The 19,973-nt window shown below is 65.3% G+C and carries 20 protein-coding genes; 10 read left to right on the top strand and 10 right to left on the bottom strand.

From position 1 onward, the window contains the following. Positions 1-137 precede the first annotated feature (137 nt). From ABXS05_RS24045 to ABXS05_RS24020, 6 genes are all read left to right on the top strand, one after another. Positions 138-1,052, top strand: coding sequence for a class I SAM-dependent methyltransferase (locus tag ABXS05_RS24045; RefSeq protein WP_367625627.1), 915 nt, complete (start codon positions 138-140; stop codon positions 1,050-1,052). 184 nt (positions 1,053-1,236) lie between these two features. Next, complete coding sequence (locus ABXS05_RS24040; protein WP_311944278.1) at positions 1,237-2,091, top strand: TrmH family RNA methyltransferase; 855 nt, start codon at positions 1,237-1,239, stop codon at positions 2,089-2,091. A gap of 10 nt (positions 2,092-2,101) precedes the next feature. Further along, positions 2,102-3,100, top strand: coding sequence for an Lnb N-terminal periplasmic domain-containing protein (locus ABXS05_RS24035; RefSeq protein ID WP_367625626.1), 999 nt, complete (start codon positions 2,102-2,104; stop codon positions 3,098-3,100). 137 nt (positions 3,101-3,237) lie between these two features. After that, complete coding sequence (locus ABXS05_RS24030; RefSeq protein ID WP_367625625.1) at positions 3,238-4,101, top strand: hypothetical protein; 864 nt, start codon at positions 3,238-3,240, stop codon at positions 4,099-4,101. Positions 4,102-4,188: 87 nt separating this feature from the next. After that, on the top strand, positions 4,189-4,476 hold the full coding sequence (locus tag ABXS05_RS24025; protein WP_311944281.1) for a type II toxin-antitoxin system ParD family antitoxin: 288 nt from the start codon (positions 4,189-4,191) through the stop codon (positions 4,474-4,476). Next, positions 4,473-4,772, top strand: a complete 300-nt coding sequence (locus ABXS05_RS24020; protein ID WP_367625624.1) for a type II toxin-antitoxin system RelE/ParE family toxin — start codon at positions 4,473-4,475, stop codon at positions 4,770-4,772. Before ABXS05_RS24025 ends, ABXS05_RS24020 begins: the two co-directional genes overlap by 4 nt. A 15-nt stretch (positions 4,773-4,787) precedes the next feature. Here ABXS05_RS24020 and ABXS05_RS24015 read toward each other — a convergent pair whose 3' ends face one another. From ABXS05_RS24015 to ABXS05_RS23985, 7 genes are all read right to left on the bottom strand, one after another. Further along, positions 4,788-5,459, bottom strand: a complete 672-nt coding sequence (locus tag ABXS05_RS24015; RefSeq protein WP_367625623.1) for a class I SAM-dependent methyltransferase — start codon at positions 5,457-5,459, stop codon at positions 4,788-4,790. Further along, a complete protein-coding gene (locus ABXS05_RS24010) occupies positions 5,456-7,078 on the bottom strand; it encodes a Mur ligase family protein (protein WP_367625622.1) in 1,623 nt (540 codons plus the stop codon). The genes ABXS05_RS24015 and ABXS05_RS24010 overlap by 4 nt, the downstream gene beginning before the upstream one ends. 249 nt (positions 7,079-7,327) lie before the next feature. Further along, positions 7,328-8,128, bottom strand: coding sequence for an alpha/beta fold hydrolase (locus ABXS05_RS24005; protein ID WP_311944286.1), 801 nt, complete (start codon positions 8,126-8,128; stop codon positions 7,328-7,330). Next, complete coding sequence (locus tag ABXS05_RS24000) at positions 8,122-8,931, bottom strand: M15 family metallopeptidase (protein ID WP_367625621.1); 810 nt, start codon at positions 8,929-8,931, stop codon at positions 8,122-8,124. Before ABXS05_RS24000 ends, ABXS05_RS24005 begins: the two co-directional genes overlap by 7 nt. A 136-nt stretch (positions 8,932-9,067) precedes the next feature. Next, the gene (locus ABXS05_RS23995; RefSeq protein WP_367625620.1) at positions 9,068-9,685 is read right to left on the bottom strand and encodes an REP-associated tyrosine transposase; all 618 of its coding nucleotides are present in this window, start codon (positions 9,683-9,685) and stop codon (positions 9,068-9,070) included. 95 nt (positions 9,686-9,780) lie between these two features. Continuing rightward, positions 9,781-11,112 carry an 8-oxoguanine deaminase gene (locus tag ABXS05_RS23990; RefSeq protein WP_367625619.1) on the bottom strand — a complete coding sequence of 444 codons (1,332 nt, stop codon included), beginning with the start codon at positions 11,110-11,112 and terminating at the stop codon, positions 9,781-9,783. Positions 11,113-11,395: 283 nt separating this feature from the next. Continuing rightward, entirely contained in the window at positions 11,396-12,619 is a 1,224-nt protein-coding gene (locus tag ABXS05_RS23985; protein WP_367625618.1) for an acyl-CoA dehydrogenase, read from the bottom strand. Positions 12,620-12,698: 79 nt separating this feature from the next. On the opposite strand from ABXS05_RS23985, the gene cobD reads away from it, so the two are divergent. Next, complete coding sequence (gene cobD / locus ABXS05_RS23980; RefSeq protein ID WP_367625617.1) at positions 12,699-13,712, top strand: threonine-phosphate decarboxylase CobD; 1,014 nt, start codon at positions 12,699-12,701, stop codon at positions 13,710-13,712. 111 nt (positions 13,713-13,823) lie between these two features. On the opposite strand, the gene ABXS05_RS23975 is transcribed toward cobD, so the two are convergent. Beyond that, positions 13,824-14,540: a glutathione S-transferase family protein gene (locus tag ABXS05_RS23975; RefSeq protein WP_367625616.1), complete on the bottom strand. Its 717-nt coding sequence runs from the start codon at positions 14,538-14,540 to the stop codon at positions 13,824-13,826. Positions 14,541-14,642: 102 nt separating this feature from the next. Between ABXS05_RS23975 and ABXS05_RS23970 the strand changes: the two genes are divergently transcribed. From ABXS05_RS23970 to ABXS05_RS23960, 3 genes are all read left to right on the top strand, one after another. Then, on the top strand, positions 14,643-15,542 hold the full coding sequence (locus tag ABXS05_RS23970; RefSeq protein ID WP_367625615.1) for a LysR substrate-binding domain-containing protein: 900 nt from the start codon (positions 14,643-14,645) through the stop codon (positions 15,540-15,542). A gap of 77 nt (positions 15,543-15,619) precedes the next feature. Next, the gene (locus ABXS05_RS23965) at positions 15,620-16,099 is read left to right on the top strand and encodes an OsmC family protein (RefSeq protein ID WP_367625614.1); all 480 of its coding nucleotides are present in this window, start codon (positions 15,620-15,622) and stop codon (positions 16,097-16,099) included. 386 nt (positions 16,100-16,485) lie between these two features. Then, on the top strand, positions 16,486-17,874 hold the full coding sequence (locus tag ABXS05_RS23960; RefSeq protein ID WP_367625613.1) for an aspartate aminotransferase family protein: 1,389 nt from the start codon (positions 16,486-16,488) through the stop codon (positions 17,872-17,874). A 185-nt stretch (positions 17,875-18,059) separates the two neighbouring features. Here ABXS05_RS23960 and ABXS05_RS23955 read toward each other — a convergent pair whose 3' ends face one another. Continuing rightward, positions 18,060-18,956, bottom strand: a complete 897-nt coding sequence (locus ABXS05_RS23955; protein WP_367625612.1) for a carbohydrate kinase family protein — start codon at positions 18,954-18,956, stop codon at positions 18,060-18,062. Next, on the bottom strand, positions 18,953-19,969 hold the full coding sequence (locus tag ABXS05_RS23950; RefSeq protein ID WP_367625611.1) for an SIS domain-containing protein: 1,017 nt from the start codon (positions 19,967-19,969) through the stop codon (positions 18,953-18,955). The genes ABXS05_RS23955 and ABXS05_RS23950 overlap by 4 nt, the downstream gene beginning before the upstream one ends. Positions 19,970-19,973: the final 4 nt, after the last annotated feature.

Below are 19,973 nucleotides of genomic sequence, written 5' to 3'. Positions count from 1 at the left end.
AAATCCTTCCATCGATGTCCCAACTGCCGCATCCGCTTCAGCGGAGCGTCTCCTTGAATCTGCCAAAGTAGTGCTAGGTCCCATGGCCCGGCAAGAACGCACTTGCCGCGCGCGAAAAACTCCTGTTTGGTCCGCGCATGCCCGACCTACGACATTCCGTTACCCAGACCCTGCCGCAATTGCTGGTGACACCCGGCTTCGCCGATTATCGCCTGGTCGATTGCGGCGAAGGCCGCAAGCTCGAACGCTTCGGCAAGCTCCTCGTCGACCGTCCCGAGCCGCAGGCCATGGGCCTGCGCCTGAAGCCCGAGGCCTGGGACAAGGCCGATGCCGTCTTCCTGGGCATGAATGCCGAGGACGAGGGCTCGGACGGGCGCTGGAAATTCGCCGGCAGGCCGGTCGAGACCTTCCCCGTCTCCTATCGCGGCGTCGCCTTCCACGGCCGCTTCACGCCCTTCCGCCATCTCGGCTTCTTTCCCGAACAGGCGCCGCATTGGGACTACATGATCGAGGCGCTTCAGGCCCTGAAGCGGCCCGCCCGGGTGCTCAATCTGTTCGGCTATACCGGGGTCGCCTCCCTGCTCGCGGCCAAGCACGGCGCCCAGGTCACCCATGTCGACGCCTCCAAGAAGTCGATCGGCTTCGCGCGCGAGAACCAGGCCCTGGCGGGCCTCGCCGATGCCCCGATCCGCTGGATCGTCGACGACGCCATGAAGTTCACCGCACGCGAGCAGCGCCGCGGCTCGCAATACGACATCGTGCTGCTCGATCCGCCCAAATATGGCCGCGGCCCCGGCGGCGAGGTGTGGGACCTCTTCCGCGACCTGCCCAAGATGCTGGACCTCTGCCGGGCCGTGCTCACCGACAAGCCGGCCTTCGTGATCGTCACCGCCTATGCCATCCGCGCTTCCTTCGTGGCCGTGCACGAACTCACCCGCGAGGTGTTCGGCGAACTCGGCGGCGACATCACCTCCGGCGAACTCGTGGTGTCCGAGGAGGGTTCGGGGCGCCTGCTTTCGACCTCGCTCTATTCGCGCTGGAGCGCCGCATGAGGCCGAAAGCTCCTACCAATTCGCAGCGGACTGTCATCCCCGGCGAGGCCGCAGGCCGAGGGAAGGGGATCCAGGGGCCAAAAGGAATGTGCACGGCCCCTGGATCCCCTTCCCCTCTCCCTCTCTCGCTGCGCTCGCGAGTGGCCCGGCCGGGGATGAGGGCCCCCTTCGAAAGGACGCTGGCATGAAGCCCCGCTTTCAACGCCCGCGCCCCGCAGCGCCGGTCGCGCCCGTCTCCCGCGTCGTGACCAGCCTGACCAATCCCCTGATCAAGGACATCCGTGCGCTCGAGATGCGCAAGGTCCGCCAGGAGGCCGGCCTGTTCATCGCCGAAGGGTTGAAGCTGGTGGCCGACGCCATCGAGGCCGGCTGGCCGATCCGCATCCTGGTGCACCGCTCTGGCGAGGACAAGCCGATGCTGGCCCGCGCCGTACGCGCCACCCGTCAGGCCGGCGGAGAGGTATTGGAGGTTACCGGCGAGATCCTGGAAAAGCTGTCGCGCCGCGACAATCCGCAGACGGTGATCGGCGTCTTCGAGCAGCGCCTGGAAAAAGTCGACAGCGTCAAGATCGCGCGCGATCAGATATGGATCGGGCTCGACCGGGTGCGCGATCCCGGCAATCTCGGCACCATCATCCGTACCGCCGATGCGGTCGGCGCCGAGGGTATCGTGCTGATCGGCGACACCACCGATCCCTTCGGCATCGAGGCCGTCAGGGCCACCATGGGCTCGATCTTCAATGTCCGCTTGGCGACGGCAACGCCGCAGGCCTTCCTCGCCTGGCGCAAGGGCTTCGACGGCCTCGTCATCGGCACCCATCTGTCCGGCACACATGACTATCGCGAGGTTACCTATGCCGGCAGCCCCTGCCTCCTCCTGATGGGCAATGAGCAGCAGGGCCTGCCCGACGACCTGGCGGCGGCCTGCAGCCATCTCGTCAAGATTCCGATGCGCGGCCAGGCCGATTCGCTCAATCTGGCGGTGGCGACCGGCGTGATGCTGTTCGAGATCGCGCGCGGGCAGCTGAAGCTGGGATGAGAAAGCCCCGATGATCACCAGGCTGCTCAGCATCGCCGGTCGCCTCCTGCTGGTGCTGGCGGCCATGCTCGCCGCACTCTGGGGCACGCTGGCTCTGTGGTATCGCCTGCCACTCGGGGAATTTGGCCGCTATGCCCTCCCCGCTCTATGGATCGTTCTTGCCTTCCTCGCCCTGGCCGCCGTGATCGCGGCGCGCTGGCGTCTGACCCTGCCCTTCGTCGCCGCCTTTGCCGGTCTGCTGATCTGGTGGTCCACCATCCAGCCGACCGGCAAGGGTGATTGGGCTGATGACGTGGCGCGCCAGTTTACCGCCACGGTGGAGGGCTCCACCGCCCGGCTCCACAATGTGCGCGATTTCGACTGGCGCTCCGACAACGATTTTACCGAGCACTGGGACGACCGCAGCTACGATCTCGACACCATCACCAGCGTAGACCTGTTCGCCTCCTATTGGTCCGGCCCGGCCATCGCCCATACCATACTGAGCTTCGGCTTCGCCGACGGGCGCCACCTCGCCTTTTCCGTGGAGGTGAGACGCCAGAAAAACGAGGTGTATTCGGCGATATCCGGCTTCTTCAAGCAGAACGAACTCGTGGTGATCGCCGCCGACGAGCGCGACGTCATTCGCGTGCGTTCCAATGTCAGGGGCGAGGATGTTCAGCTCTTCCGGCTGCGCACCAGCCCGCCTCAGGCCAAGGAGCTGTTCCTCTATCTCCTCTCGGAAGCCAACGATCTCGCCGCCAGGCCGCGCTTTTACAACACGGCGACCACCAATTGCACCACGGTACCCTTCCACCTCGCCCAGAAACTCGATCCCGACCTGCCTGTCGACTGGCGCGTGCTGGTCAGCGGCTATCTGCCCGACTATCTCTACGACATCGGCGCCCTGAGCCATCAAGTGCCGCTCAGCGAGCTGCGCCAGCGCGGCCAGATCGAGACGCGCGCCAAGGCCGCCGGCGACAGCCCCGATTTTTCCGCCCTCATCCGGGTCGGCGTCCCCGGGCCTTGACGGCACCTTGAGCCTCGGGCGGGCGATGACCCGGGGCACCGGAGAGAATATCGGCACGACCATCAGGCATAGTATGTTGGGTTACCTAACGTTGCCTGCCGGCTCGAAAGGGCCGATAGCCGAATGGAAAGAGCCGCATGCCGACAGTGGTGCCCGGGATCCTCGCCGACCAGGTCAAGGCCGTTTCGAATACCGCCCTTCCTGCCAGCCTCGCTACCTATGCCCAGATGTGGGCCGTCGGTGTCAAAGGCCCCCTCTACGACATCTATTTTGTCGAGACGCTGGGTGGCCCGCGTACGATCTGCTTCATGAAGCTGTATTTTCGCTTTGTTGCCGGCAAGAGCGAGACCTGGACCAGCCAGCAGGAAATGGTCGGTTTCGCGACGCGGTGGCAAGCCGACATTCAGAACAAATTCAATATGAAATCCCTGACCACGACATCGACTGGCCGCATCGTCGGCCTCGAATTCCATTTCGGATCGGGATTGTATAGCTGGGAGCCGGGGGATCACTGGACGATAGACGTCGTCAAAGTCCCCAAGGGCCAATTCTATACCAGCAATGTCGAGCATGCTCATGGCAACATCGTCGGCCGGACGACGCTTTTCAGCAACGACCTCGGTCCCATCACCCGGCAGGCGGACAACAAATCCTACAGGCAGCGCCCCGCGATCCACGAATTCGTGCATATGATCGGCCTGCCCGACGAATATGAGGAAAAATGCGATGCCGACGGCATGCGCGCCGATGGTTTCAAATGCAGCGGCAAGCCTCGGGATCCCAGATACGTCAAGGATTATCCATCCGTGGCCAATCTCGGCGAGCGTATCCGGTTCGACCATCTGGACGCGATCCGGAATTGGACAAAGCTGGTCGCGCCTCTATCGCCCGTGGAAAAGGACAGGCCTTCCCTCAAAGGCATCACAGATGCCCTCGCCTTCCTGAAAGGCGCGCCCGGGACTGACGACAAGACCCCGGTGATGCTGGCAAAGCTGCGATGATCGCGCGTATTTCAGCCTTTCTCGCTGGCGTTGATGAAGTGAAAAGCAGTGTGATACACTGCAACTTCCTTCAAGCGAGGATCCCCGATGAAACCGGCTGGACAGATGACGCTGACATTGACGGACGAGCTTGAACAGTTCGTCCGCGAAGAAGTACGCCGAGGGGCGTTCGCCTCCAGCAGCGAATATGTCCGCTCACTGATCCGCGAGAGCTACCTTAAGCAGCGGGATCATGAGGAGAAGCTGAAGGCTCTGGACACTGCCCTGGCGCGCGGTATCGCAGATGCCGAAGCGGGGCGAACCATGCCGCTGGATGAGGCCTTCCGGAAATTGCGCAAGAAGTTGAATCTTCCCGCTGCCAATTCCACCAAATGAAGGTCGTCGTTACCGAACAGGCCTGGAACGACATGCTGGCGATCGGGCGAACCATTGCCGATGACAATCCGACCCGAGCTGACAGCTTCTTGGGCGAACTTTATGAGCGATGCTTGCAGCTCGGCACGATGCCGAAGGCTTATCCGCTCATACCAAACAAGGAAAAGGCGGGTATTCGCCGCCGCCCTTACGGCAACTATCTGATTTTCTATCGTCTCACTGTCAGCAATGTGGAAATCTTGCACGTACTCCACGGAGCTCGGGACTACGAAAGGATATTGTTTCCCGATGACTAGCCACGTCCAGGCGGCTCACGCTTTCAGCGTCCATACGCTGGTCTTCTTGATCTCCAGGTCCTCCAGGTCACGCGAAACCGGCACCTGATAGGTCGCCAGCAGGCTGAGTTCGTCCCTGGGCAGGTAGGTCCGGCCGGGATCGCCCACCAGGATGGTGGCCCCGCGTTCGCGCCAGCCCTTGAGCCAGGTCAGGACCTCGGCCGAAATCTCGCGGTCGTAGAAGATGTCACCCGCTAGAACGACATCGACGGGCGGATCGAAGCGCCCGAGCACATTCTCGCCGCAAGGCTCGACCGCCACGCCGTTGAGTTCGGCATTGAGCCGGATGGCCTCGACGGCGAACGCGTCGATGTCGGCGGCAAGGGCCTGCGCCGCTCCCGCCTTCATCGCTGCTACAGCCACCAGGCCGGAGCCAGAGGCGAAGTCGAGCACGCGGCGGCCGGCCACATGGTCTGGATGGTCGAGGATATAGCGCGCCAGGGCCTGGCCGCCGGCCCAGGCGAAAGCCCAGAAGGGTGGCGGCAGCCCCATCGCCCCGAGTTCCTCCTCGGTCTTCAACCAGAGCGGCGTGACCTCGTCGGCGAGATAAAGGCTGATTTCCGGCGCATGCGGCACCGGCAGCGGGCGCGTATTGGCGGCGATGAAGGCTCTGCGGTCTCCAATCGTATCTTTACGATTGCCGATCACAGCCGCAACTGGCGCTCATAGAGGTCGGGCAGGTCATTTTCGAGCAGCACCACGTCGCCGGCCTTGAGATTGGCGCCCATCCAGGCCTGCGCCGCGGCAAAGCTGGCGCATTCCACCACCTGGCCGTCGGGTTTCGCCGCCTTGTAGGCATCGATGAGGTCGCGGATGCGATCGGGCGCCACGGCCAGCAGGATGTCGACGGTGTCACCGGCCTTGGTGCCGATCTTGCGATGCTCCTCGGCATGGGCGGCACCAAGCTCGACCATGCCCGGCGTCACCAGGATGCGCCGCCCTTCCCCCGAGACCAGCAAGGGCAGGATCTCCAGGGCCGAGGCGAAGCCCGCCGGATTGGAATTATAGGCATCGTCGACGATGACCGTGCCGTCGGCCTGGCGTTTCACCTCGAGGCGATGGCTGATCTGCGGCGTCGAGCGCATGGCGATTTCGGCCGTCTCGGCGTCGATGTCCATGGCGAGCGCCGTGACGAAGGCGATCGCCATGTTGCTGCCGTGATGCAGGCCGTAGAGCGGGGCGGAGAGCTGGTAGTCCTTGCCGAGATAGGTCAGCGAGACCTTGAGCCCGTCCTTTTCCTGGGTGACGGCGTTGATGCGAGCCTCGCTGCCCTCGCCATTGCCGACCAGCACCATCGAGGAGCGGTGCGCATCGGTGAAGTCGCGGGCATCCTTGAAGGCGAGCACGGCATCGTTGATGATCGCCTTGCCGCCCCGCGCGATCGCCGCCGTCGGCAATTCAAACTTGGTCTTGGCCACGGTATCGAGCGACTTGAAGCGCTCGTAATGGGCCGCACCGACAGCCGTCACCACCGCGATGTCGGGCGGGGCGAGGCGGCAGAGGCGCTCGATCGAGCCTGGTCCGTAGGCGCCCATCTCCACCACGAAATGGCGGTGATAGGGCTCCAGGCGTTCGCGCACGATGCGGGCAATGCCCATCGGCGTGTTGACCGAGCCGGGCGTGATCAGCGCCGAGCCGGCACTTTCGAGCAGATGGCCGAGGATGTGCTTGGTCGAGGTTTTGCCGTAGGAGCCGGTGACGCCGACGATAACCGGCGACAGGCGCTTGAGTTTCTCATGCGCCTCGTTCCAGAAGCCCTGCTGGATGCGGTTCTCGCCGGGCTGCAGGATCATCACTGCCGCGACCAGGGCGAAGGGGATCAGCTGGATCAGCAGCACGACCCAGACCGGTGCCACGCCGAAGCCGACCCCGACGAGGCCGATCACCAGGACCAGGGCGAAGGCGACGCGCAGGATGCGGGTGGCGCGCTGCGTCATCGCCAGCTTCTTCTTGCCCGTCTGGCGCGGATCGCGCTCCCGCCGTGCCACCACCAGCAGGATCACGGCGATGAACAGCGCGAGCACCAGCACCGGCGAGGGGTAGAGCTTGGCCATCACCGAGAGGAGGACGATGGCAAGGCTCGCCTTGGTATCGACAACCACGTTGTAGAAGAGCCAGTGCAGGAAGCGCCGGCCGTCATATTCCTCCTGCTGGAAGATATGCAGATAGGTCAGGAAGCGCTTCCAGGCGAAGGGAACGAAACCGATAAGGACCAAAGCGGCGGCGAGGTAGGGCGAGTTCAGCACGGGGGCCAGTGTTTCAAGCATCAGGACACCCTGCGATCGAGCTATCAAAAAGGGGCACAAACAGCCTTCTCCACGCAGTGGGGAAGGTGGCATTTCGCAGAAATGACGGATGGGGTGTGGCCCGCCAGGAAGGTCTATCAGGATAGGGCGCCAAGGCGGGCCGCACCCCATCCGACCCGACTTCGTCGGGCCACCTTCCCCACTGCGTGGAGAAGGCTATTTGCGCGTTTCTTGTCTCGCGCCGAAAATAGGGCAGTCCGTCGACCATCTTCACCCCTGCCCTTCCAGCAGCTTGGCAACCGTATGGGCGATCTGGGGGCCGCCATCGGACAGAACGGTGTAATGGTCGAGGCCCGGCAGGATGCTGACGGTGGCGCCCGGGATGAGCCGGCCCATGCGTTCGCTCATCTCCGGCGGAGCCTGATCGTCAAGTGCGCCGCAGATGATGCGAACGGGAATGCGGATGGCCTTGATGGCTTCGCTCTGGTCCTCGCCGATCACCTTGACGAAAACAGGGCGCATGCCGCCGGCATTGCGATAATCGGCCGAGCCATACTTGGCCTTGCGGGCCGACACATCGACGCCGAGCTTTTCGAGGAGCTTGAGGGCCTTGAAGGTACGCACGCGCAAGAAGATCTTCAGCCGGGCCATCAGGCTGCGGATGGGCTTGAGGCCATGCGAGCCCACCAGCACCATACCATCGAGGACATCGGGATGACGGGCCGCCAGCCGGAGGCCGACGCGCCCGCCGAAGGAGTGCCCCACCCAGATGCGTTTGCCGCGCGGCAGGGTTCCAAGCCATTCGGCGACGGCATCGGCGTAGTCAGCCGTATCCCAGATGCCGCCATGGCCTGTCTCAGGCGGCACCGGGCTCTGGCCGAAGCCGGGAAAGTCGATCAGCGTGTGATGGGCAGCCCGTTCCAGGGAGACCGCCAGGGCCTGGAAGGCCCGATGATCCTGGCCCCAGCCATGGGCCCAGATGACATGCGGAGCCCCGGCTTCGAGCGGCTTGCCCAGCGAGACGATGGCATGGGGAGCGCCCTTGGCGGAGAAAGTCGATTGGATCAGCATAGTCCTTCCGGCAGGTCCGTGGTTCCATACCACGCAGCTTGGGGAGCGCCGGCCTGGCCTTCATCCTGCAGGGTCAGGATGTGGGCCTGCGTTCCCCAATCGAAGTGCCAGAATTCGTACGCGTAGTTGGTAAAGCCCACGTTAACCATCGCATTGACCAGAATGCGGCGATTGACCAGGCGCGCATCGTCGGCAGCGATTTCGCCGTGCTGCAGCAGGCGCTCATAATGGTCGGTATAGGAGCGCTCATGGGCTTCGTCGAAGGCCGCGCCATGATCGAGCACGGCGCCACTGGCCGCATCCACCAGCACGACGTCGACGGATCCGCCCGTCGAATGGATCGGCCAGGTGGTCTCGTCCTCGCGATTGAAGCGGCGCGGGTCGGAGACGAAGGTGCGGACGATCACCTCCTGCTCGGCCGCGGAAAGCTCGGGACGCTCGGCCGCCACCTGCTTTTCGAAGAAGGTCCACAGGCCGGCCTGGGTCTCGATCGGCCTGTAGGCATCGAGCACCTTGAGCCGCAGCCCCAGGCCGGAGACGGCGGCATCGGCCTCGCGCACCAGGCGCGTAACGCTGGCGCGGGCCGCCACCGTCTTCACCGCGCCGGCGATCGGCATGAAATAGGGCGCATTGCCGCCATCGGTGCGGGCATACCAGGCTTCGGTGAGCAACCCCTCGGTCGCCATGTCGACCAGGGGCTCGTGCCAGCGCGGATCGGCACGGTCGAAGGGGATCCACCGGTACTCGACGGGCGTGCCGTTCGGGTCGGGACGGAGGCGCAGGGGAGCGTGGAGATCGGGCATGGCAATCCGGGTGCACGGGCATCTTGCCCGTCCCTTCCTATCCCACAGGCTCAATGGTTCAAGGAGAAAGTTGAACCCTTATGATTTCCCAGGTCGAGGATCGGCAGCCCCAAACCAGAGCGCGCAGGACACTCGTTCAGCACCGAGCGCGTTCAGAAAAAGAAGCGCTCGAATAGCGCCATTGCGCCGGCTCCGCGCAAAGTGCCGCCTTCACCGGATTCTGCTCGATATAGTGGCGGGAATCCTCGAAATGCTTCTCGTTGCGGATCCTACGATCGAAATATTCCTCAAACCACACCTTGCCCGTGCGCTCCAAGATCCTGTTGATCTGCTTGGCGGTGTAGGACTTCCAGCCGTGCACGATGACCGAAAGCGCATGGCCGCTGAGCGGCGTGATCAGAGCATGGACATGGTTCGGCATCACGCACCAGGCATGCAACCTGTAACGATCGCCATCGTAATGAAGCAGGGCGGTCTCAATGATGGGGCCGATGGCGGCATGGCACAGAAAGGCTTCGCCGAAGCCGGCATCCAGAACGGTTTCCAGGCGCCTTCTGCGTTCGCCCGGCGGAATCGCTTCGGGCCGGGTTTGCAATTCCTCCGCCCATCGTTCGCGGATATGGTGAGGCATGGAATCCGCCAGACGGAAGAAGAGCGCCTGCGGGGTTTCACCAGCTTCCCAATGCGGGAGAAATCCGCGCGAATGCCACTCGCCTCGCGGTTTCAGAGGAGATCGGTTTTGCTCCGCCTCCATGCTTCACTCCGGGTCCATGGGCTTCGTGCCCATTCTTGCACCGTCAAGCTGGCAGGACAGGAAAGAACGGGCAAGATGCCCGTGCACCCGGAGACCTAAAGAAACTTCGCCGCCACCCTGCCGTGGGCCTCGCGCAGCGCGCCGAGGTCCACACCCACCGGCAGGCCGTCCTCGACCCGCCACTGGCCCGCCACCATCACGCGGTCGGCGCGATGGGCACCGCAATGGACCAAAGCGGCGATGGGATGATGAGCGCCGGAGAAGCGCAATTCGTCGAGCGTGTAGAGCGCCAGATCCGCCTCCAGGCCCGCCCTGACAGCGCCGATGTCGTCGCGGCCCAGGCACCGGGCCGAGCCTTCGCTGGCCCAGCGCAGGCAATCGCGCCAGGATACCGCCTCCGCGCCATGCGAGAGGCGGTTGATCATCAAGGCGTGGCGCACGCCTTCCATCAGATTGGAGGAATCATTCGAAGCCGAGCCGTCGACACCCAGGCCGACTGGCGCACCGGCCTTTTCGAGCAGGCCGGTATGGCAGAAGCCGGAGGCGAGCACAGCGTTGGAGGTCGGGCAATGGCAGACGCCGACTCCGTGGCGACCGAGTGTGGTGCAGTCGTCGGCGCTGAAATGGATGCCGTGGGCGAGCCAGGTGCGCGGGCTCATCCAGCCCACTTCGTCCAGCAGTTCGATCGGCCGGCACTTGTAGGTGGCGAGGCAGAAATCGTCCTCGTCATGGGTTTCGGCCAGATGGGTATGCAGGCGGCAGTCGAAGCGCTCGGCGAGGTCGGCCGTCTTGCGCATCAGCTCCTTGGTCACCGAGAAGGGCGAACAGGGCGAGAAGGCGATTTGCGTCATCGCGCCCGGCCTGGTGTCGTGATAGGCGCCCGCCACCCGTTCGCAATCGGCCAGGATGGTGTCCTCGTCCTGCACCACCGAATCGGGTGGCAGGCCGCCATCCTTCTGCGACAGGTTCATCGAGCCGCGCGACACCGTCATGCGGATGCCGAGCTTGCGGGCCTCCTCGACCTCGATGTCGACGGCGTTCTCCAGCCCTTTCGGGAAGACATAGTGATGGTCGGCCGCCGTGGTGCAGCCGGACATCAGGAGCTCGACCAGCGCCAGGCGCACCGACAGGCGGAAGCTGTCGGGATCGAGGCGCGACCAGATCGGATAAAGCGTCTTCAGCCAGGGAAACAACGGCTGGTCGCAGGCGTCTGGATGGGCCCGGGTGAGCGTCTGGTAGAAATGGTGGTGGGTGTTGACCAGGCCGGGCAGCACGACATGACGCGAGGCATCGAAGACCTTGTCGACGGGCGCACCGGGTTCGCGCCCGGCCGGCACCAGCTCGACGATCTGGCTGCCTTCGACGACAATGCCGCGCTCGGCGCCCTCGGCGAGAATGGCGAGCGGGTCCTTCAGCCACAGGCGCATGATTTTTCCTCGGATGCTGATCTTGGTTGCGCGCATAAGAGCGCGCCCGGCAGCCGAGGCCAAGCTGTATTAAATTGGAAGATGTATCGCAGGAAACCGGGGTGCGACCTTTCGATCGCCACCACAGGGGTAGCAGATCAACAGGCGAGCTGGCTCGACCTTTGTCATTGCCGGGCTTGTCCCGGCAATCCAGCACCCGCGGCATGCTGGATGCCCGGGACAAGCCCGGGCATGACAAGGATTGCGCTCTTTTCGCTATATCAAGAACGCCGAACGCTCATCCTCAGAAGAAGGCCTGGATGCCGGTCTGGGCGCGGCCGAGGATGAGGGCGTGCACGTCATGCGTGCCCTCATAGGTGTTCACCGTCTCCAGGTTCTGCGCCACGCGCAGCACGTGGAACTCGTCGGCGATGCCGTTGCCGCCATGCATGTCGCGGGCGACGCGGGCGATGTCGAGCGCCTTGCCGCAATTGTTGCGCTTCATCAGGCTGATCGCCGGCGGCGCGGCGGTATGGGCATCGAGCAGGCGCCCGAGTTGCAGCGCGCCGAGCAGGCCGAGCGCGATCTCGGTCTGCATGTCGGCGAGCTTCTTCTGCACGAGCTGCGTCGCCGCCAGCGGCCGGCCGAACTGCTTGCGATCCAGCGTGTACTGGCGGGCACGGTGCCAGCAGAATTCGGCGGCGCCCATGGCGCCCCAGGCAATGCCGTAGCGCGCCTTGTTGAGGCAGCCGAACGGCCCGGACAGGCCCTTGGCGTTGGGCAGCAGGTTTTCTTCCGGCACCACGGCGCCGTCGAGCACGATCTCGCCGGTGATCGAAGCGCGCAGCGAAAGCTTGCCCTCGATCTTGGGCGTGGAGAAACCCTTGGTACCCCGCTCGACGATGAAACCGCGGATCACGTCGTCCAGCTTGGCCCAGACCACGGCGATGTCGGCGATCGGCGAATTGGTGATCCACATCTTGGTGCCGTTGAGCTCAAAGCCGCCGACCACTTTCACCGCGCGGGTCTTCATCGAGCCCGGATCGGAGCCGGCATCCGGCTCGGTGAGGCCGAAACAGCCGACGAGTTCGCCGCTGGCAAGCTTGGGCAGGTACTTCTTGCGCTGCTCCTCGCTGCCATAGGCATGGATCGGGTGCATCACCAGCGACGACTGCACCGACATGGCCGAGCGATAGCCCGAATCAACCCGCTCCACTTCGCGGGCGACGAGGCCATAGGCGACATGGCCGAGGCCGGCGCCGCCATAGGCTTCCGGAATCGTGGCGCCGAGCAGGCCGAGCTCGCCCATCTCCGACATGATGGCGCGATCGAAATCCTCGTCGCGATAGGCCTTGAGCACGCGCGGCATCAGCCTGTCCTGCGCGTAGTCGCGGGCGGTGTCGCGGACCAGCCGCTCTTCTTCCGTCAATAGTGATTCGAGATCGAGCGGATCCGACCAGTCGAAGGCTTCGCCAGCCTTTTTGATCGCTTCGCCGGCGTCATGAAGCTTGATCGCAGCGTCCACCATGGCCATACCCTCCAATGAATAAATTTGGCGCGACATTGGTCGCGCCGGTTTCAGGCGTCAAGACAAGAGTGGCAGGCGAATGAGCGCAGTGGAGCATGGCGGCAATCTCGGCGAGGCACGTCGCCTCTTCCCGCAGGCTTCCGGGCCCTGGATCGATCTTTCCACCGGCATCAATCCCTGGCCCTATCCGATCCCGGCGATTCCGGCTGAATCCTGGGCCGCGCTGCCCTCCCCCGACGAGGCCCGCGAATTGGAGGCGGTGGCGGCGCAATGCTACGGTGTGCCCTTCGATGCCTGCGTCGTTGCGACGCCGGGCACGCAGGCCGCCATCCAGTGGCTGCCGCATCTATTCGCCGCCGGCACGGTGAGCGTGCTGAGCCCGACCTACGCCGAACATGCCCGCAGCTGGGCGCTGGGCGGCCATCACGTACGGGAGGCCCGCCGCTTCGAGGAACTGGCCGGCTCCGAGATCGCCGTCCTGGTCAATCCGAACAATCCCGACGGCAATTTCTTCGGCCGTGAGGAATTGCTGGCGCTCGCTGCCGAGAAATATGCCCGAGGCGGCGCCCTCATCGTCGACGAGGCCTTCGCGGATGTGATGCCGCAGGTGAGCCTGGCCCCCATGGCCGGCACGCAGGGCCTGGTCATGCTGCGCTCCTTCGGCAAATTCTTCGGCCTGGCCGGCATCCGGCTCGGCTTCGTGCTGGCCGAGCCTTCGCTGACCGGCAAGCTGCGCCAGGCGATGGGAGCCTGGGCGGTTTCGGGCGAGGCCATCGCCATCGGCCGCGCCGCACTCGCCGACATCCTCTGGCAGAACGGCACGCGCACCTCGCTGCGCACGGCGCGCCAGAATCTCGACGAGGATCTGACCAAGGCCGGCGCGGTGATCGGCGGCACCGATCTCTATCGCCTGCTGCAGACCGCGCATGCTCCGGCCCTGTTCCGCCAACTCGGCCAGGCCGGCATCTGGGTGCGCCGTTTCTCCGCCAATCCGCGCTGGCTGCGCTTCGGCCTGCCGCCCCATGCGGACGCCGAAGCGCGCCTGCGTGCCGTGCTCGCCCGCTACCACAAGAACGGCACCCGCGCGATGTGAAGTGTTCCCTGGGACCGCCGGCTTCCAGCCGGCTCTTCCTTCCGGTCGGCGCGATGTTTCCAGGAGCCGACTGGTCTAAGAGCCGGCTGGAAGCCGGCGGTCCCAGGAAGATTATGCCGCCAGTGGCGCTGCTACCCCGTCCAACACCTCCTCCAGCGGCAACAGGCCGTGCAGGGCACCGCTGCCGCTGGCAAGGACGCCGTCCTCGATGGCATGGGCGAAGCGCACCGCCGGATCGGCCTCGAGCCTGGCCTTGAGCGCCTGGATCTTCGGGAAGGGCGTGAGGTCGAGCGCCTGGTGGAACTCGGCCCAACGGGCGACGCCGACGAAGACCGCATCGGCAAGGCTCGGCCTGTCGCCGACGAGGTAGGGCGAGGAGCCGATCATCGCCTCGAGCTGATGATGGCGGCGGGCGACAAGGTCGCGGCCGAAACGGCGCAACGCCTGCTTGTAGTCCTCGCGGCCATCCTGCATTTCCAAAGCGACCCAGAGCGGGGTGAAGGCACCGGTGAAGCCGGTGTTCAGGAAGCCGATGAACTGGTGCATGCGATGTGCCTCGGCACTGCCGGGCTCGAAGCTGATGCGGCGCTCGTCGTCGCGCAGTTCGAGCCAGCGGGCGATCGCCATCGTCTCGGTCAGCACGCTGCCGTCCTCTCGGATCAGCACCGGCGTTTCCTGGCGGCCGTTCACCCTGGCATAGGCCTCGGTGAGCATGTCGTCGGGCATGTGAACACGAGTGAGGCGATAGGGCTTGCCGAGCCATTCGAAGGCGGCGACGAGGCCGAGGGAACTGCCGGCGGGATGGCCGGCGAAAAGGATCGGTTCCATTGTCATATCTCCTGGTGGGTTGATGATGACAATATGCCGGCATGGACTTTGGAGCTGTAGACTGCCATTTATGGATCTAAAGTCCATATTTGGAGACTTTGAATGTCGAACCTCAATGACTTCATCCTCTTTGCCCAGGCTGTCGAGCATGCCGGCTTTGCCGCTGCGGCCCGGCAGCTCGGCATCCCCAAATCGACGGTGAGCAAGCGCGTGGCCGAGTTGGAGGCGCGGCTCGGCGCCCGCCTCCTGAACCGTACCTCCCGCAGCTTCGTGCTGACGGACGCCGGCCGCGAGGTGTTCGAACATGCGCGGGCGGCGATGATCGAGGTCGAGGCGGCCGAAAGCGCCGTGCTGGCCCGGCGGGCCGAGCCGAGCGGCATCGTCCGCATCACCGCCTCGGTACCCACCGCACAATTCCACCTCGCCGGCCAGCTGCCCAGGCTTGCCGCGGCGCTACCCAAGCTGCAGATCCAACTCCACGTCACCGACCGTTTCGTCGACCTCATCCAGGAAGGCTTCGACATCGCGCTCCGGAGCCATTTCGGGCCGCTCGCCGATTCCGATCTGATGGCCCGCCCCATTCATCGCGAGACGATCGGCCTGGTCGCCGCGCCCGGCTATCTCGCCGCCGCGGGAATGCCGGCCGCGCCGGAAGACCTTGCCGGCCATGACGGCCTCCTCACCCAGCCCAGGACACCGACATGGAAGCTGACGGCGGGCGAGCGCGTGGTCGAGGTCATTCCGCGCGCTCGTTTTTTCGCTGACGAATCAACCGCCCTGCTGGCAGCGGCCAAGACCGGCCTCGGCATCACGGCCCTGCCCCGCTCGATCAGCGCGGCAGCCGTCGCCGGCGGCCTGGTCGTGCCCGTACTGCCGCAATGGCAGGCGGGCGAGGTGACCACCACGGTGCTGACGACCCACCGGCGCGGGCAATTGCCCGCGGTGCGCGCCGTGGTCGACTTCCTGGCCGGTTCGCTGCGGCCTGCCGGTGCAGGCGATTGACATTCCGCTCCCCGTCCTTGCGACACAGCCCGTCAACAGGGCATCCTCCCGCCACGCAACGACACGAGGAGGAAGGCATGGCTGGGCGCGAACATCGCTACAAGGTCACAATCGTGTGGACCGGCAATGAGGGCGAGGGGACCTCGACCTATCGCGGCTATAGCCGTGCCCACCAGATCCTGGCCGAAGGCAAGCCTGTCATCGAGGGGTCGTCCGATCCGAGCTTTCGCGGCGATGCCACCCGCTGGAACCCCGAGGACCTCTTGGTCGCCTCGCTCTCGGCCTGCCACAAGCTCTGGTATCTCGGCCTGTGCTCGCAGATGGGCGTGAACGTGCTCTCCTATGAGGACGAGGCCGAGGGCGTGATGGTCGAAGTGGCCGGCGGTGCCGGCCAGTTCGAGAAGGTCACCCTGCGTCCGCACATCGTGGTCGCAGCGGGCTCAGACCTGCAGAAGGCGCATGATCTGCACGAGAAGGCGCATGAGATGTGCTTCATCGCCCGCTCGGTCAATTTCCCGGTAGACCATGAGGCGGAGATCGTCCTGGCAGGGGCGTAGAGGCTTTTCGATCGGTTATTTGGGGACGCGTTGGTGGGACGATAGAGCGGACGAAACGTCCATAGACACCAGGTCAAGGCAACTGGCGCGACACCGGCCATCCCTTCGCCCCGTTCTTACGGGGAGAAGGTACGGATGAGGGGCAGCGCGGAACCCACAAAACCAACCAGTGCTTAGCCCCTCACCCTTACCCTCTCCCCGTAAACGGGGCGAGGGGGCACAAACGCTAAGCCTCATCTCCAGGTCGATCATCTCGCCCCAGTCCTTATCCTAGCGCCTATGGACGTCCCGTCCGCCTCCGCAATCCCTATAACAACGCTTCCCCCTTGACTTCCGTAATTTGTGATCACAAAATTGGGATCACATTTTTCGGGAAAGCACGCATCATGACCTTGCACCAGACCAATCTCACCACAGCGGAACTGCGTGCGATCGATGCCGCGCATCATTTGCATCCCTTCACCGACACCAAGGGCCTGAACGCCGAGGGCGCGCGCGTCATCGTCAAGGCCAAGGGCGTGCACCTGTGGGATTCGGATGGCAACCAGATCATCGACGGCATGTCGGGTCTGTGGAACGTCAATATCGGCTATGGTCGTGAGGAAATCGTCGACGTCGTGGCGCAGCAGATGCGCGAGCTGCCCTTCTACAACACCTTCTTCAAGACCACCCATCTGCCGGCGATCGAGCTGTCTCGCCTGCTGGCCGAAGTGACGCCGCCGCAGTTCAGCCGGGTGTTCTTCACCGGTTCGGGCTCGGAATCCAACGACACCATCATCCGCATGGTGCGCCATTACTGGGCCGCCCAGGACAAGCCCGGCAAATCGACCATCATCGCCCGCAAGAACGGCTATCACGGCTCGACCATCGGCGGCGCCTCGCTCGGCGGCATGACGCCGATGCACGCCCAGGGCGGCCTGCCGATCCCCGGCATCGTCCATATCGCCCAGCCCTATTGGTATGCCGAGGGCGGCGACCGCAGCCCGGAGGAATTCGGCCTGTGGGCGGCGCGTGAACTCGAGCGCACCATCGACGAGCTCGGCGCCGACACCATCGCCGCCTTCATCGCCGAGCCGATCCAGGGCGCCGGCGCCGTGGTGATCCCGCCCGCCACCTATTGGCCGGAAATCCAGCGCATCTGCCGCGAGCGCGACATCCTGCTGGTCTCGGACGAGGTGATCTGCGGCTTCGGGCGCACCGGCGAATGGTTCGGCTGCGAATATTTCGGCGTCCAGCCCGACATCATGGCCATGGCCAAGGGCATCTCCTCCGGCTACCTGCCGATCGGCGGCGTGATGGTGACGGAAAAGGTGGCCGAAGTGATCGCCAATGCCGGCGACTTCAACCACGGCTACACCTATTCGGGCCATCCGGCCTGCGCGGCGGCGGCGATCGCCAACATCAAGATCCTGCGCGAAGAGAAGATCGTCGAGCGCGTGAAGAGCGATATCGGCCCCTATATGCAGAAGCAGTGGCTGGCGCTGGGCGACCATCCCATGGTGGGCGAAGCCCGCATGGTCGGCCTGATCGGCGCCCTGGAACTGACGCCGAACAAGAAGACCCGCGCTTCCTGGCCGGTGGAGACGGGCACGGTCGGCCTGATCGCCCGCGACTTCTCCTTCCAGCACGGCCTCGTCATGCGCGCCACCCGCGACACGCTGATCATCGCCCCGCCGCTGGTGATCAGCCATGAGGAAGTCGACGCCCTGATCGCCGCCGCCAAGAAGACGCTCGACGACAGCTGGGCCGAGGTGAAGCGCCGGGGGTATGTCTGAGGGCGCGCGATAACACCCCTCATCCGGCTGCCTCCACCTTCTCCCGCAAGGGGAGAAGGGGACTTATTGGACTTGGGATGCGGTACTCGGCACCGGGCAGTTAAGCTCGATCTAACCCACTAAAACCCCTTCTCCCCGTGCGGGAGAAGGTCCCGGCAGGGGGATGAGGGGTGGCAACACTGTCCTCACCGATAACGCCGCGGCCGCGTCGAGACCGCCAGAGAGGCGACCGCAACGCCATTCGCCACTGCCTTTTCCAGATCCTCGCTCTCGACCAGGCTGGCGAAATAGCCGGCCGAGAAGGTGTCGCCGGCCCCGATGGTGTCGACGACGTCGACCTTCGGCGCCGCGACGGCGACATGCTCGTTTCCGCGCCAGGCCAGGGCGCCCCTGGGGCCGCATTTGATCACCAGGCTGGCACCGGCGAGCATCAGCGGGAGGATCTTCCCGGCGGCTGATTCAACCGTATCGGCGCCCGTGAGCCCCTTGGCCTCGATGTCGTTGATCAGGACATGCTCGCAATGGCCGATCCAGGCGTTCACCCGCGCGCGCACCCCATCCGTCCAGCCGCCATCCGGCCAGCCCGTATCGAGGGCCACCCGATAGTTCCGGCGGCGCAGGATGGCGATCAGCTCGTCATAATCCGCAAGCAGGGCCGGTATCACGAAAGGACCGGCCAGCAGGGCCACGCAGCCCTGCCCTGCCTCGTCGAGCTGCGCCAGCACGTCCTTGAGCCCGAAGGCATGCAGATGGCCGGTGGTGGTAAAAAAGGTGCGGTCCCCGTCGGGATGTCCGATGCCGACCGAAACCGTGGTCGCCCCCTCGGCCACCGTCCAGCCCTCGGCCCGCGCCCCGAACGGCTCGGCCAGCCAGCGGCCGAGCATGTCGTTGCCGCGGCTGGTGATCAGCCGATAGTCGATGCCGAGGGCATCGAGCGCCAGCGCCGTGTTGCCGGCGGCGCCACCGACCCGAAATTCGCTTTCGGGCACGATCACTTCCGTGCCCGGTTGCGGCCAGGGCGCCTGCGGGCCCATTACGAGATCGACATTGACGTTGCCGATCAGAAACAGCGGTTCCCTCATAGCTCCGTCGTCACCTTGGTCGAGCGCAGGGGCTCGCCGACATGATCGACCCGGCCGGCCGCGAAGGTCACCAGGAAGGCCTGCAGCGCCGGCAGCACGGCGAAAATGGCCGCCATGCCCTCCTCGCGCGGCAGGCGGACGGTGACGGCATCGGCGATGTCGGCCTCGCCGGAGAGATCGAACACCACCACCGGCGATCCGGCCGCGCGGCAGGCCGCCGCAAGCCCGGGGGCGAGGCTGGCCGAAGGGCCGGCGGCGCGCAGCAGCACGATACCGCTCGCCGGCGACAGCATCTCCATCGGGCCATGCCGCAGCTGGCCGCCCTCCAGAGCCAGGGCCGGCAGGCGGGCGAGTTCCATCACGCAGAGCGCCCCGGATTCGGCCACGCCCTGCAGCTCCGCCCGGCCGCTGAGGATCAGGGAGGTACAGGCGGCGAGAGCTGATAGCGCCCCCCCGATGTCGGGCCGGACGGGGGCATCGAGCATGGCGAGCGCCCGTTCCGGCGGCAGGCCCAGCGCCGCAAGCACCGCCAGATGCAGCGCATGGCTGACGAGGAGACTGCGCGTGGCGGCGAAGGCCTTTTCCGAGCCGCCGACACCGACGAGGGCGGGCACGCAGCGACCGAGCGCGCTATCGGCGTCGAGGGTGAGGCCGAAGCGCTCCTGCCGGCCGGCGGGCCGCTCGAGAAAGGCGACGATCTCGCCCGAATTGCCGGATTGGGACACCAGCAGCACAGTGCGCTCGCGGTCGGGCTGCGGCGTGATCAGGAGTTCGGAGACCACCTCGGTCTCGACCTCGATGCCGAGCCGGCGATAGAGCACGGCCGCCGCGCGGTTGACCCAGTGCGAACCACCCATGGCGGCGAGCGTCAGCCGCCCGGTGCGGCGGATGCTGTCCGCCAGCCGCGCCGCCATCGGCCCGGCGCCGTGGAAGGAGGCCAGCGCATCGGCGTGTTGGCGGGCCATTTCGGCCTCGATCATCGCCAGGCCCGTGCCCGGCACGATTGTGCTCATGATA

It is taken from the genome of Labrys neptuniae (genome assembly GCF_040797145.1).
Lineage (GTDB): Bacteria > Pseudomonadota > Alphaproteobacteria > Rhizobiales > Labraceae > Labrys > Labrys neptuniae.
This window is presented reverse-complemented; position numbering and strand designations above follow the sequence as displayed.

What these genes read in the sequence shown, in the direction of transcription:
- ABXS05_RS24045 (WP_367625627.1), top strand. Translation starts at nt 138, where the DNA reads ATGCCCGACCTACGACATTCCGTTACCCAGACCCTGCCGCAATTGCTG.
- ABXS05_RS24040 (WP_311944278.1), top strand. Translation starts at nt 1,237, where the DNA reads ATGAAGCCCCGCTTTCAACGCCCGCGCCCCGCAGCGCCGGTCGCGCCC.
- ABXS05_RS24035 (WP_367625626.1), top strand. Translation starts at nt 2,102, where the DNA reads ATGATCACCAGGCTGCTCAGCATCGCCGGTCGCCTCCTGCTGGTGCTG.
- ABXS05_RS24030 (WP_367625625.1), top strand. Translation starts at nt 3,238, where the DNA reads ATGCCGACAGTGGTGCCCGGGATCCTCGCCGACCAGGTCAAGGCCGTT.
- ABXS05_RS24025 (WP_311944281.1), top strand. Translation starts at nt 4,189, where the DNA reads ATGAAACCGGCTGGACAGATGACGCTGACATTGACGGACGAGCTTGAA.
- ABXS05_RS24020 (WP_367625624.1), top strand. Translation starts at nt 4,473, where the DNA reads ATGAAGGTCGTCGTTACCGAACAGGCCTGGAACGACATGCTGGCGATC.
- ABXS05_RS24010 (WP_367625622.1), bottom strand. Translation starts at nt 7,078, where the DNA reads ATGCTTGAAACACTGGCCCCCGTGCTGAACTCGCCCTACCTCGCCGCC.
- ABXS05_RS24005 (WP_311944286.1), bottom strand. Translation starts at nt 8,128, where the DNA reads ATGCTGATCCAATCGACTTTCTCCGCCAAGGGCGCTCCCCATGCCATC.
- ABXS05_RS24000 (WP_367625621.1), bottom strand. Translation starts at nt 8,931, where the DNA reads ATGCCCGATCTCCACGCTCCCCTGCGCCTCCGTCCCGACCCGAACGGC.
- ABXS05_RS23995 (WP_367625620.1), bottom strand. Translation starts at nt 9,685, where the DNA reads ATGGAGGCGGAGCAAAACCGATCTCCTCTGAAACCGCGAGGCGAGTGG.
- ABXS05_RS23990 (WP_367625619.1), bottom strand. Translation starts at nt 11,112, where the DNA reads ATGCGCCTGTGGCTGAAGGACCCGCTCGCCATTCTCGCCGAGGGCGCC.
- ABXS05_RS23985 (WP_367625618.1), bottom strand. Translation starts at nt 12,619, where the DNA reads ATGGTGGACGCTGCGATCAAGCTTCATGACGCCGGCGAAGCGATCAAA.
- cobD (WP_367625617.1), top strand. Translation starts at nt 12,699, where the DNA reads ATGAGCGCAGTGGAGCATGGCGGCAATCTCGGCGAGGCACGTCGCCTC.
- ABXS05_RS23975 (WP_367625616.1), bottom strand. Translation starts at nt 14,540, where the DNA reads ATGGAACCGATCCTTTTCGCCGGCCATCCCGCCGGCAGTTCCCTCGGC.
- ABXS05_RS23970 (WP_367625615.1), top strand. Translation starts at nt 14,643, where the DNA reads ATGTCGAACCTCAATGACTTCATCCTCTTTGCCCAGGCTGTCGAGCAT.
- ABXS05_RS23965 (WP_367625614.1), top strand. Translation starts at nt 15,620, where the DNA reads ATGGCTGGGCGCGAACATCGCTACAAGGTCACAATCGTGTGGACCGGC.
- ABXS05_RS23960 (WP_367625613.1), top strand. Translation starts at nt 16,486, where the DNA reads ATGACCTTGCACCAGACCAATCTCACCACAGCGGAACTGCGTGCGATC.
- ABXS05_RS23955 (WP_367625612.1), bottom strand. Translation starts at nt 18,956, where the DNA reads ATGAGGGAACCGCTGTTTCTGATCGGCAACGTCAATGTCGATCTCGTA.
- ABXS05_RS23950 (WP_367625611.1), bottom strand. Translation starts at nt 19,969, where the DNA reads ATGAGCACAATCGTGCCGGGCACGGGCCTGGCGATGATCGAGGCCGAA.